This is a genomic window from Mesorhizobium sp. RCAM 05099, from assembly GCF_059683685.1.
In genome coordinates, this window is record NZ_CM185035.1 from 5478169 (window position 1) to 5490562 (window position 12394).

General features: G+C 61.2%; 12 protein-coding genes. 8 read left to right on the forward strand and 4 right to left on the reverse strand.

Annotated features, from left to right (window positions below):
• The first annotated feature begins 128 nt into the window (after positions 1 to 128).
• Both AC56QQ_RS27075 and AC56QQ_RS27080 read left to right on the forward strand, forming a co-directional pair.
• Positions 129 to 1154 carry a sulfate ABC transporter substrate-binding protein gene (locus tag AC56QQ_RS27075; protein ID WP_497124046.1) on the forward strand — a complete coding sequence of 342 codons (1026 nt, stop codon included), beginning with the start codon at positions 129 to 131 and terminating at the stop codon, positions 1152 to 1154.
• A gap of 184 nt (positions 1155 to 1338) precedes the next feature.
• A complete protein-coding gene (locus AC56QQ_RS27080) occupies positions 1339 to 1572 on the forward strand; it encodes a hypothetical protein (RefSeq protein ID WP_489859979.1) in 234 nt (77 codons plus the stop codon).
• Between the two features lie 24 nt (positions 1573 to 1596).
• Here AC56QQ_RS27080 and AC56QQ_RS27085 read toward each other — a convergent pair whose 3' ends face one another.
• The 3 genes from AC56QQ_RS27085 to cysT form a co-directional block, all read right to left on the reverse strand.
• A complete protein-coding gene (locus tag AC56QQ_RS27085; RefSeq protein ID WP_497124047.1) occupies positions 1597 to 2736 on the reverse strand; it encodes a sulfate/molybdate ABC transporter ATP-binding protein in 1140 nt (379 codons plus the stop codon).
• 69 nt (positions 2737 to 2805) lie between these two features.
• The gene (cysW, locus tag AC56QQ_RS27090) at positions 2806 to 3690 is read right to left on the reverse strand and encodes a sulfate ABC transporter permease subunit CysW (protein WP_489862171.1); all 885 of its coding nucleotides are present in this window, start codon (positions 3688 to 3690) and stop codon (positions 2806 to 2808) included.
• A complete protein-coding gene (gene cysT, locus AC56QQ_RS27095) occupies positions 3683 to 4549 on the reverse strand; it encodes a sulfate ABC transporter permease subunit CysT (protein ID WP_497124048.1) in 867 nt (288 codons plus the stop codon). Before cysT ends, cysW begins: the two co-directional genes overlap by 8 nt.
• A gap of 528 nt (positions 4550 to 5077) precedes the next feature.
• Here cysT and AC56QQ_RS27100 point away from each other — a divergent pair.
• The 4 genes from AC56QQ_RS27100 to AC56QQ_RS27115 all read left to right on the forward strand — a co-directional run bounded on the left by AC56QQ_RS27100 (position 5078) and on the right by AC56QQ_RS27115 (position 9126).
• Positions 5078 to 5755: a hypothetical protein gene (locus tag AC56QQ_RS27100; protein ID WP_489859975.1), complete on the forward strand. Its 678-nt coding sequence runs from the start codon at positions 5078 to 5080 to the stop codon at positions 5753 to 5755.
• Between the two features lie 36 nt (positions 5756 to 5791).
• Positions 5792 to 6493, forward strand: a complete 702-nt coding sequence (locus AC56QQ_RS27105; protein WP_497124049.1) for a hypothetical protein — start codon at positions 5792 to 5794, stop codon at positions 6491 to 6493.
• 258 nt (positions 6494 to 6751) lie between these two features.
• Entirely contained in the window at positions 6752 to 8101 is a 1350-nt protein-coding gene (locus tag AC56QQ_RS27110) for a UDP-glucose dehydrogenase family protein (protein ID WP_489863644.1), read from the forward strand.
• On the forward strand, positions 8098 to 9126 hold the full coding sequence (locus tag AC56QQ_RS27115; RefSeq protein WP_497124050.1) for an NAD-dependent epimerase/dehydratase family protein: 1029 nt from the start codon (positions 8098 to 8100) through the stop codon (positions 9124 to 9126). Before AC56QQ_RS27110 ends, AC56QQ_RS27115 begins: the two co-directional genes overlap by 4 nt.
• A gap of 95 nt (positions 9127 to 9221) precedes the next feature.
• Here AC56QQ_RS27115 and AC56QQ_RS27120 read toward each other — a convergent pair whose 3' ends face one another.
• The gene (locus tag AC56QQ_RS27120) at positions 9222 to 10121 is read right to left on the reverse strand and encodes a formyltransferase family protein (RefSeq protein ID WP_497124051.1); all 900 of its coding nucleotides are present in this window, start codon (positions 10119 to 10121) and stop codon (positions 9222 to 9224) included.
• A gap of 190 nt (positions 10122 to 10311) precedes the next feature.
• On the opposite strand from AC56QQ_RS27120, the gene AC56QQ_RS27125 reads away from it, so the two are divergent.
• Positions 10312 to 11505: a glycosyltransferase family 4 protein gene (locus AC56QQ_RS27125; protein ID WP_497124052.1), complete on the forward strand. Its 1194-nt coding sequence runs from the start codon at positions 10312 to 10314 to the stop codon at positions 11503 to 11505.
• Complete coding sequence (locus AC56QQ_RS27130; protein WP_497124053.1) at positions 11499 to 12347, forward strand: sulfotransferase domain-containing protein; 849 nt, start codon at positions 11499 to 11501, stop codon at positions 12345 to 12347. The genes AC56QQ_RS27125 and AC56QQ_RS27130 overlap by 7 nt, the downstream gene beginning before the upstream one ends.
• Positions 12348 to 12394 lie beyond the last annotated feature (47 nt).

The following is a 12394-nucleotide window of genomic DNA, read 5'->3' on the forward strand; positions in this document are numbered from 1 at the left end:
CGTGCGGCCGCTTTTTGGCGGGTATCCCGGCCAGGACTCCACTTTTGGAGTAGCTGGTCCGGCATATTTGCCCATTAGGATGAATGCATCTTATTGGTAGATTTGGCGCGGGTTCAACGGAGGCAGAAATGACCAAACCTCATTTCCGGAAACTGCTCGGCGCGCTGGTCGCCACGTCTGTCCAGTTCGGCACGCTCGGTTTCGCGTTCGCCGACACCACCATCCTCAACGTGTCCTACGATCCGACACGCGAGCTCTACAAGGCCTATGACGAGGCCTTCGCCGCGCACTGGAAGGCCGAGACCGGCGAGACGGTCACCATCCAGCAATCGCATGGCGGATCGGGCGCCCAGGCCCGCGCCGTGATCGACGGCCTCGACGCCGATGTGGTGACGCTGGCGCTCGAAGGCGACATCAACGCCATCGTCGCCAAGTCGAAGAAGATCAATGCGGACTGGCGCGGCAAATTCGACAACAACTCGGCGCCCTACACCTCGACCATCATCTTCCTTGTCCGCAAGGGCAATCCCAAGGCCATCCACGACTGGAACGACCTGGTCAAGGACGGCGTCCAGGTGATCACCCCCAACCCCAAGACCTCGGGCGGCGCGCGCTGGAACTATCTTGCCGCCTGGGCCTACGCCAACGCCAATGATGGCGGCGACGAAGCCAAGACCAAGGAATTCGTCGGCAAGCTCTACGCCAATGTTCCGGTGCTCGACACCGGCGCGCGCGGCTCGACCGTAACCTTCGCGCAAAAAGGCCTCGGCGACGTGCTGATCGCCTGGGAGAACGAGGCCTATCTGGCGCTCGACGAGTTCGGCGCCGACAATTTCGACATCGTCTACCCGCCGACCTCGATCCTGGCCGAGCCGCCGGTGGCGGTGGTCGACGCCAATGTCGACGCCAAGGGCACGCGCAAGGTCGCCGAAGCCTATCTGGGCTGGCTCTATTCCAAGGAAGCGCAGACGATCATCGCCGGGAACCACTATCGTCCGTCCAAGCCAGACCTGGTGCCGGCCGAGGACCTCGCCAAGCTGCCGCCAATCAAGCTGATCACCATCGACGATCCGCTTTTCGGCGGCTGGAAGAAGGCCCAGCCTTATCATTTCGGCGACGGTGGTATATTCGACCAGATCTACAAGCCCCAGTAAGGCCTGCTGACGGGAACAGGAGAAGCTTCCAAACGAGCTTCTCCGCCCCCGATGCCCGTGCTGTCGGTTGAATCAACATAATGGTGACCCGATTGTACCGTGGTATTGGCCTCGGTCCGGGAGCGAGGCAGTGCTTGCATCTGCACAGAACCTCCGTAATTCTCGGCCTACCCGGAGGAACTGTATGGCTGGAGAACAACACCCGAACGACAAGCTTACTCGTCTTCTTGCCTCAGGCTGGTCCATCGCAGGCTATTCGACGACAATGATGGCCACCGGGACAATGACCCATTCCGTCTTGCTGCAAAAAGAACATGTCCTGATCTCCGCAACCATCGTGGCTGAGGGCGATCACGAGATTGGACGCGCATTCACGATGCTGGCGCCGGCGCCGGAGACCAAGAAGCGTCGATTTTGAAGCCGACGCGATGAGCGGTTCAATTCAGGCGGCGCGCGTGGTGGACTTTAGCCGCTCGGGCGTTCTTTCCGAAAACCGTTTCTTGGAGCTCGCCAGCGCCAGCTTGCGACTCTGGATCGTAGTCGACGACGCCGGGAAGAGGGTCCATCGACCGGGTCGGAAGGCGACGCGGCTTTTCTGCGCGGCGGGATGGTCGACGGGCAGTTCGATCTCGACCCGCTGGCGGTCGCCGCCGATTTCGAGCTCGACGCGCCCGGTGCCGGCGACGCGGCGGCTGGCGGCCACGGTGCCGACGATGCAGCCGCTGCAGCCATCCAGCAGTTCGACATCGTGCGGGCGGAAGTACAGCGTCGCCTCGCCCGGGGGCTGGTTGGGCGCGGCAAGCCCGATCGGCCGGTCGGCGATCCAGACCTCGCCATTGTCGATCTTGACGGGAAGCGAGCTCGATTCGCCGATGAAGCCGTAGACGAACGGCGAGTTCGGCGTGTCGTAGATGTCGTCGGCGGTGCCGACCTGCTCGATGCGGCCCTGGCTCATCACCACGACACGGTCGGCAAGCTCGAGCGCCTCTTCCTGGTCGTGGGTGACGAAGACGGTGGTGTGGCCGGTGGCGTCATGGATATCGCGCAGCCAGCGGCGCAGTTCCCGGCGCACCTGCGCGTCGAGCGCGCCGAACGGCTCGTCGAGCAGCAGCACCTTGGGTTCGATCGCCATGGCGCGCGCCAGCGCCACGCGCTGGCGCTGGCCGCCGGAGAGCTGCGCCGGATAGCGCTTCTCCAGCCCCGAAAGCTGCACCAGATCGAGAAGCTCGGAGGCACGGCGGCGGATCTCCTGCGCCGGCGGGCGCGACGGTCCGTGCCGGACCTTCAGGCCGAAGCCGATATTGTCGGCCACCGTCATGTGCCGGAACAGCGCATAGTGCTGGAAGACGAAGCCGACATTGCGCTCCTGGATCGACCGGTGCGAGGCGTCCTCGTCGCCGAAGAAGATCTTTCCCCGCGTCGGCCGCTCCAGCCCGGCGATCAGCCTGAGCAGCGTCGTCTTGCCGGAACCGGATGGCCCCAGCAACGCGATCAGCTCGCCCGACTTGATGTCGAGCGAGACGTCGTGGAGCGCCGGAAACCGCTCGAACTCCTTGCGCACGTTGGCAACGCGAACTTCCATCTACAGTCCCTCAGCAGGCGATGCCTGTCATTGTCCCAAAACCGCTACACACTTTTGGGCGACAGGCATCTAGTGTCCGCGCGCCGCGGCGATCTCGGCGCCGTAGCGCATCTCCAGAAGTGTTTTCAAGACCAGCGTGACGAGCGCCAGGCCGGCAAGCAAGGAAGCGACGGCAAAGGCGCCGACGGCGTTGTACTCGTTGTAGAGGATCTCGACATGCAGCGGCATGGTGTTGGTCAGGCCGCGGATGTGGCCCGACACCACCGAGACCGCGCCGAACTCGCCCATGGCGCGGGCGTTGCACAAAAGCACGCCGTAGAGCAGCCCCCATTTGACGTTGGGCAGCGTCACATACCAGAAGGCCTGCCAGCCATTGGCACCAAGCGAGAGGGCCGCCTCCTCGTCGCCACTGCCCTGTTCCTGCATCAGCGGGATCAGTTCGCGGGCGACGAAGGGGAAGGTGACGAAGATGGTGGCCAGCACGATGCCCGGCACGGCGAACAGGATGACGATGCCATGCGCCTTCAGCCAGCCGCCGAGCAGCCCCTGGGCGCCGAACAGAAGCACATAGACCAGGCCCGATATGACCGGCGAAACCGAGAAGGGCAGGTCGATCAGCGTGGTCAGGAAGGCCTTGCCCTTGAACTCGAACTTGGCGATGGCCCAGGCGGCGGAGAGGCCGAAGACGATGTTGAGCGGCACCGCGATCGCCGCCACCAGCAGCGTCAGCCGGATCGCCGAGCGGGTGTCGGGATTGCCTAGCGCCTCGGTGTAGGCGCCGATGCCCTTGGCCAGCGCCTCGTTGAAGACGACGATCAGCGGCAGCAGCAGGAAGATGCCGAGGAAGGCGAAGGCGATGGCCATCAGCACGGCCTGCGCCGGGCGGCTTTCGGTCACCGCCGCCGACTGGCTCTCATGGTGCGGTTCGTAGGATTTGATCTCGGGATCAGCCATAGCGCTTGCGGCTCCATGACTGCGCCAGATTGACGACCAGGAGCATGACGAACGACAGGGCCAGCATGAGCGCGGCGATCGCGGTCGCCGCCGGGTAATTGTATTCCTCAAGCCGGATGACGATCAGAAGCGGCGCGATCTCGGATTTGTAGGGCAGATTGCCGGCGATGAAGATGACCGAGCCGTATTCGCCGACGCCACGGGCGAAAGCCAGCGCGAAGCCGGTGACGATGGCCGGCGCCAGGCCCGGAAACAGGATGCGGGTGATGATCTGGAAGCGGCTGGCGCCAAGCGTGGCGGCGGCTTCCTCCACCTCCTTGTCGATCTCCTCCATGATCGGCTGCACGGTGCGCACGACGAAGGGCAGGCCGATGAAGACCAGCGCGATGACGATGCCGAGCGGCGTGTAGGCGACCTTGATGCCGAGCGGCATCAGCAGTTTGCCGATCCAGCCGTTGGGCGCGTAGAGCGTGGTCAGCGCGATGCCGGCCACCGCCGTCGGCAGCGCGAAGGGCAGGTCGACCATGGCATCGACGATGCGGCGGCCGGGAAAGCGGTAGCGCACCAGAACCCAGGCGACGAGCGTGCCGAAGACGACGTTGACGGCCGCCGCAACGAAGGCGGTGCCGAAGCTGATCTCCAGCGCGTTGACGGTGCGCCGGTCGGCGGCGATGGCCCAGAACTCGGTCCAGCCAAGTGCGGCCGAGCGCCAGACCAGCCCCGACAAGGGAATGAGAATGATCAGCGTCAGGTAGGCAAGCGAGAAGCCGAGCGTCAATCCGAAACCCGGAATGACACTCGGCTGTCTGAACCGCCACCCCGCAGGAGCGGGTGCTATGGTTACGAATGCTGCGGTCATCGAGTTCAGGGAAGTCCCTCTCACTCAACCAAGATTGCATCCGCTATGGCTCGAAGCGGTTTGTATGCGCAAGCTGTTTGAACGATCCCTGCCACTACGTCTATTCGCCCAGTGGCATTTCATCCTTCATCGCCATTCGGAATTCCTGAGGTCGTGCGACTACCACTTAGTGCGCGGATATTTAGGTCAGGTCGGGTAGGTCCCCTCCCCGAAATGATAAGGTCGGCCTCATTTCAATCGCTCATACTCTACCACCGGGAACAGGCGCCTGCATAAATATGAGGCACGACATCCCAAGCAACGGCTTGCCGCGTCAGCACTTACCATGCCCGACATGCGGAGTTCATCAGTAGAAGGTCGGCACGAAGGTCAACAGGCAGCTACAGCCAAAAGTGGAGCCATGCCCGACAGAATAGGTTGGTTGAGCCTCGATAGCATCTCGCACAGTACCCTTGGACGAGTTCTACGCAACGCCAAACCAACGTAATAATAAGGTGCAGGCTGGATATCGATCGGGAGAGGGAGGAAATGAAGAACATTTCAAAGGAACTGATGGAGCTAGCCGAACACATTCGCCCGGCGCGGGAAGCGTTCGCGGAAGCGGACAAAAGAAGGATCGAATCTGCCTTGGAGGCAGGGCGACTTCTTTGCCAGGCCAAGGATGACTGCCCGCACCAGCAATGGCTGGCTTTCCTGACATTGGCGGGTATCTACGAGCAACAGGCCAGAGAGCTGATGCAATTGGCCCGCGCGGGATTGACGGCACACGTCGTTTCGGAAATCGGAGGCATCGATGCGGCACTGGCCTATCTGGTGAAGGCAAGATTGCCCGAGCCAGGCGAATGCCTGACCGTGGGACGGATAGGCTGGCCTGAAAAGAACACGCCCTTCGCCATCATCAAGCCGAACGCCGTCCATCCTGGTTACTACGACGTGGCGATCGCCGACATGTGGGCCAATCCCGCAACGGTTTTCTCGTCCACGAAGCCGCTGAAGGGGGGAAGTTTGCGGCTCGCCGACGGGTCGTTCTTCGACAACCTCTGGCATATCGTCGACAGGGAATTGGATGTCCCGCATTCGCAGCGCGAATTCCAGATGATGCCGGCGGATCTGGTCTCCAGGGATGGGGCTTTCCTCTTCGCAAAACCAATCGCCGCCGCAGGTGATGGTTCGAAGACAAACCGTGCTGCCAACTACGCACTTTGATTGTCCGGCATTTCCGCCGCAATGGAGCCTCGCTCGATGGCGGGTTCCATTGCGGCCGCCGGCAATGAGGGCACAGCTGCAACCGATATAGCCAGAGCGGAGAGAGAGATGGAAAGTCGCCGTGCCAGCATCGCCGCGTTCTGCCTAGCGCTGCTGGTGATGTCGGAGCGCTCCGTTGCGCAGTCCCAGCTGAACCAGACAGAGGTCTATCAAGCCCAGGCGAAGCTATTCGAGGGTAATTTCCTGTCTCGCATTCCGGACGGCAAGATTGATCAGCGAACACTGGACGCTTTAAGGGCATGGCAAAAGCAAACGAAGCGGCCGCAGACCAGCGTTTTGACGAAGAAAGAGTTCGATCAGTTGATGCGGTTTGATCCTGGCAAACACGCCTGGGAAGCGATATCCGGATCAATAGACGGGAGCTGGACCGCAGTTTGGGGACACCGCTCCGGCGTAGAGGCAGCCCAAAAAGCCCTGGCAGGATGCCAGAAGAAATCGTCCCGGCCCAACGATTGTTCGTACGTGTCCAATTCGGTTGATCGGAGCGGCCCGGGTTGGTCAGCTGCCGTCTTTTGCGAGCAACGAGGTCTGTTTCGAAAAAAAGGGCAAATGTTCCTGCATAATGGCCTGAGCCGGAAATCGGCCGTAGATCAAGCGTTTGCTGCCGCAAGCGCAGCGAAATATCCCGCGTCTCAATGCAGCCTCGTAAAGGCGCTGGACGGAAACGGAGCCCAGTGAGCACCTTCCTTCAGCGCTTGCCGACAAGTGCTGAAGGTATCCGAGCACATATCCTTCGTTGACGTTTTGGCGGGGAGGTGTCGCGCGGGCCTAACCCCTTTGGAAGGCTATCCGCATTTAGCGCAATCAAATGGCGCCTACCGGGGTTTTCAGATCGCGGCGGTCTCGGAAGAGGTAATGCCATATCCGATTTCGCGCTCCATTTTCTTGATCGCTGCTGGCTTAATCGAAGAAGGATGTCATCATCAGAGTGAGCTCATGCGCATTGCAATCGTTGGTTCAGGTTACGTCGGTCTTGTGTCTGGGGCATGCTTGGCTGACTTTGGTCACAAAGTCGTCTGCATCGACAAGGCAGAGGCCAAAATCGTCGATCTTCAAGCTGGAAGAATGCCGATCTACGAGCCAGGTCTCGAAGACCTTGTCTCCAAGAATTCCGCGACAGGGCAGCTCGCCTTTACAAGCGCGCTCGCGCCGGCAGTCGCGGACGCGGACGTGGTGTTCATTGCCGTCGGGACGCCTTCGAGGCGAGGCGACGGTCATGCCGACCTTTCCTATATTTACGAGGCGGCGCGGGAAATCGCGGCAGCGGTTCGCGGCTTTACGGTGGTCGCGGTCAAATCCACGGTGCCAGTGGGAACCGGAGATGAAGTCGAACGGATCATTCGCGGCTGCAATCCGGCGGCGGATGTGGCCGTCGTGTCGAACCCGGAATTCCTTCGCGAAGGAGCTGCTATCGACGACTTCAAACGGCCGGACAGGATCGTTATCGGTCTGCCGTCGGACGAGCGCAGCCGCGAAGTGATGGCGGAAGTCTACCGGCCGCTCTATCTCAACCAGGCGCCGATCATGTTCACCGGACGTCGCACCTCGGAACTGATAAAGTATGCGGCCAACGCGTTCCTGGCGCTCAAGATTACATTCATCAACGAGATTGCAGATCTCTGCGAGAACGTGGGTGCGAACGTGCAGGAGGTGGCGCGGGGCATCGGGCTCGACAACCGCATTGGTCCGAAATTCCTGCATGCGGGCCCTGGTTATGGCGGGTCCTGTTTTCCGAAGGATACGCTGGCTCTCGTCAAGACGGCGCAAGACAGCGGCGCGCCGCTGCGGCTAATCGAAACGACGGTCGCCGTGAACGACCAGCGAAAACGCACCATGGCCCGCAGGATCGTGCTCGCCTGCGGCGGCAATGTTCGAGCAAAGACAGTGGCCGTACTCGGTCTCACATTCAAACCCAACACAGATGATGTCCGGGACGCGCCCTCCCTCTCGATTATCCAGGCTTTGATCGATTTCGGGGCGCATGTTCGAGTGTATGACCCCGAAGGCATGGAACAAGCACGGCTCATGCTTGGCGGGAGCGTCGAGTATGCGAAAGGAGCATATGAATGCGCCAAGGGTGCCGATGCCCTGGTGATTGTCACCGAGTGGAACCAGTTTCGGGCCCTGGATTTTGCGCGGCTGTCACGCACCATGTCGAAGCAGGTCGTGGTCGACCTTCGTAACATCTACAGGCGGGAAGATATCTGCAAGCATGGATTTGAATACGTTAACGTCGGCGAGGGAGTGGCAGGGGATAGTCCTGTGTTTGCCGCGGCCGCCGAATGAGGTATTTCGTCACCGGAACCGCAGGATTTATCGGATTCCATCTGGCGCGCCGCCTGCTGGACGAAGGTCACTCCGTGACCGGCTTCGACGGGATGACGCCATACTACGACGTTGCCTTGAAGCATTCCCGACATGCCTTGCTTCAGCGGTACGACGCCTTCCGCTTCCATATCGGGCAGTTGGAAGACATGGATGCCCTCCGGCGGGCGGCAGACTCGGCCATGCCCGATGTGATTGTCCATCTGGCCGCGCAGGCTGGCGTGCGGTACTCGATCGAAAATCCGCGAAGCTACACCGACAGCAATCTGGTCGGTTCCTTCAACGTCCTTGAACTTGCCCGTGATCTGAAGCCAAGACATCTGCTGCTTGCCTCCACCAGTTCGGTCTATGGCGCGAATGAACAAATCCCGTTCGTCGAGACTACCAAGACCGATTGGCCGCTGACGTTCTACGCGGCGACCAAGAAGGCTGTGGAGGCGATGTCCCACTCGTATTCGCATCTTTTCCAGATCCCAACGACATCCTTCCGCTTCTTCACCGTGTATGGCCCCTGGGGTCGACCCGACATGGCGCTCTTCAAATTTGTCGACGCGATCGAGAACGGCCGCCCGATAGAAGTGTACGGCGAAGGCCTGATGAAACGCGATTTCACCTATGTTGATGATCTCGTTGAAGCCATCGTCCGGCTCGTCGGATGCGCGCCGATGACAGGCCGGCCGGTGTTCAGCCCCGGTGTCGTCGACACGCTGTCGCCCGTGGCGCCGTGGCGTATTGTCAATATAGGCGGCGGCGAACCGGTCGGGCTGCTGCCTTTCATCGAGACAATCGAGAACTGCCTTGGCAAACGCGCTATCCGCAAGATGCAGCCGATGCAAGCTGGCGACATGCAGGCGACTTATGCTGACCCTCGCCTCTTGGAGGCGCTTACGGGCTATCGCCCTCGGACCAGTGTCGAGGAGGGGGTAGCTGCCTTCATACGTTGGTATCTGGAAGAATGGCCATCGCGGCCGACAATCGCCGCCTAGGACTGTCGCCCAACAGAATTACCAGGCGCTTAAGTGCGCTGCCTTGGATTCCGCGCGTCTGACCGTGGCACACGGAAAGCCAACATGGGAGCCTCTCAGGCCGACATCAGCTTGGCGTGTATCTTGGGCCTGGCGCCGCGCCAGGATGTCACCTCAATGGTTGCTCCGTCGCCGCAAAGCACGGCAAAGCCGCTGTCGGTAAGCGTTTGCACCTGGCCAGTCAGCCCTATGTAGCGCCCTCGCCCCGCAAACATGCGTGCCTTGTCGACGACGATCTTGGCCCCGGCATCAAGGGTGAAGGCGCCCGGATAGGGATCGCCAACAGCGCGGACAAAACGCAGAATATCTTCGGCCGTCTGCGTCCAGTCGATGATCCCGTCCTCCGCCGAACGCTTGGCACAGTAGCTGGCGAGGGAGACGTCCTGCGCCACGCCCACCCTATTGTCACGGGCGATCGCTGACACAACGAGAGGTGTCATCTCCAACAGGGCCTGCTTGTGCTTTTCATAGAGCGAACGCGCGGTCTCGTCCGGCGCGACGGCAAAGAGCTTCTGCAGGACAATCGGACCGCTGTCGACGCCTTCATCGAGCCGGAAGAATGTCGACCCAGTCTCCTTCTCGTTCGCGATGATCGTCCAGGGGATCACCGCCCTGCCTCGAAAGCGCGGCAACGGCGCCGGATGGAAGCCTATCGAGCCGAAGCGGGCGACAGAACGAAATTCGGCGCGGCAAATCTGCGACCAGCCGACCACCAGCGTCAAATCGGGTCGACTTTCCTGAAGCTTCGCGATTGTATCGGGCGCGTTGATGTTCTTGGTAAGGTGGACTTCTATTCCCGCTGCGCGCGCAGGACCTGCCAAATCGACGAAATCGGAGTGGCGTGCGGAAGCGTCGACCGCAAGGGTGACGAGCAGCGACGGCGGCATGCCCGCTTCGACGAGGGCGTCGAAAGCAACACGCGATCCTTCCACCGCGCCGACAAAGGCTATGCGCATGAAATCCAGACTCCAATTCATGTCCGCAAGCGACAGCGGACGCTGCCTTTTCTATTGTTCGCTTCGCTTCTACGCCCAAGTCCACCTTTAGAGGTAACCGATCCTCTGCGAGGCATCCCAATGTCCAACTCTTCCGAGAGACAAAAGCCCGGATAGTAAGAGGATCGGGGCTTTGGGATTGGAACGGTCGATGGACTATGGCGTCGGCTTGGCACTTCTGGATGGCGATGCCGTTGCGGCCGAGCGTCTGCGCATCGGCTCGCGCCGGCCGCATGTGTTGATCGTGCTGCCTGGACTGGGCGCCGGCGGCACCGAACATGTCGTCAACGTCCTCGCCAACCAGTGGGCCGCAAGGGGCTGGCTTGTGACTCTGGTTACATTCGAGCCACCCGGTCCCCCGCCTTACTATCGTTTCGATCCAGCGGTCAGGATAGAGCGGTTGGGATTGCCACAGGTGAAACGATCGAAGTTAGGGGCAATTGCCGCAAGCGCGCGTCGGGTATTTCTGCTGCGCCGAGCGCTCAAGAGGCTGGCCCCGGATGTGACCCTGAGTTTTCTCACGCGCACCAACGTGATGTCGCTGGCGGCAAGCCGGGGGCTCGGCCTAAGCGTTGTGGTTTCGGAGCGCAACAATCCTGCCCTGCAGGACGTGGGCCCGATCTGGCGCTTCCTTCGGACGAAGCTTTATCCATCGGCCTTCGGATTGGTCACCATGACCAATGGGGCGCTGAATTACTTCAGCCCTGCCATGCGCAAGCGAAGCTGGGTCATTCCCAATCCGGTCGATCTTCCCGCGGCAGGCAAACCGCGCCGGGGCGGCAACCGGCTCGTCGCCGTCGGCCGGCTGGTCCCGCAGAAAGGTTTCGACCTTCTGCTCAAGGCATTCGCCAACATCCGCCGCGATTTCCCCGAATGGAAATTGGTCATTTGGGGCGAGGGTCCTGACCGCGCCGAGCTTGAGGCCGAGCGTGATCGCCTGGGCCTGCGCGACTGCGTTGAAATGCCCGGAATAACCAGCCAGCCCGGCATCTGGGTGGAGACCGCCGATGCCTTCGTGCTTTCGTCGCGCTACGAGGGTTGGGGGATTGTGCTGCTGGAGGCCATGGCAGCCGGCCTGCCCGTCATATCCTTCGACTGTCAGTGGGGGCCTCAGGAGATGGTTGAAAATGAGAAGAACGGACTTCTCGTCGAAAGCGGAAATGTCGATGCGCTCGCGGCGGGCCTACGACGGTTGCTTGGCGACGAAAAACTGCGCCAGAGGCTGGGCGCGGCGGCGGGAGTAAGTGCTGCCAGGTTCACTCCCGAATATGTGATGCAGAACTGGGACCAAGTCATTCGCGCTGCCCTGGCGTCGCGCGGCAACAAAGAGCTCTCGCCATGCTGACCACCGGTCGCGCTTTGCGCAAGATGGAAACACGCATCAAAATGACCTGGGCTGGCTCCGGGGCAGATGCATTCCTTGTTTCCTATCCAAAATCGGGGCGAACCTGGTTCAGGCATATCCTATCGGATTATTTCAGTCGGACAGCGCATGACGGGAATGTCGATCTCTTCCGCATGTTCGAAGTTCTTCCGAACTTCGACCTTGATCCGCAGCGCGGGATTCCTGCCTTCCGCTACGCGGAACAGCGCCCTCGGGTGCCGCTCATCCTCGTTTCGCATCTTGACTACAGGCGAACGCTGTTCTTTCGCCGGCCAGTCATTTTCATGGTTCGCGATCCGCGCGACGTGGTCGTATCGGCCTATTTCCACGCCACGCGCCACAAGCATCGCTTCGAAGGCGACATGGATGCCTTCATCTATGATTACCGGCAAGGTCTGCCCGCCCTCATTGTCTATCTGAACAGCTGGGCGAAGGGCCTGACGCATCACAGGCATGCCGTGTTGAGCTATGAAGAACTGACAGACGACCCTGTCGGCACATCCTCGCGCATCCTGCGGTTTCTCGGGCATGTCCCGTCCGCGCCGGACCTCGAGGAGGCTATCGAGGCTTCCCGTTTTGAAGCGATGCGTGAACATGAGGTGGCGGGTGGCCTGCCGGCACATGTTTATGACCGGGGCGATGCGGAAAGTCGTCGCATGCGTCGCGGGAAGGTCGGTGGCTTCGCCGACTACCTCACTGACGCGCAGGCCGAGCTCATTGAGCGAACCTGCACCGAATGGTTGACCCCGGCCGCGAAGGAGTTGCTTAGCCGCGGCGGAACCCATTTCTCGCGGTACAATTGAAGGCTCGCCATCGGATTGAAACCTGGTGGGCGGTCCGTGCGCGCAAC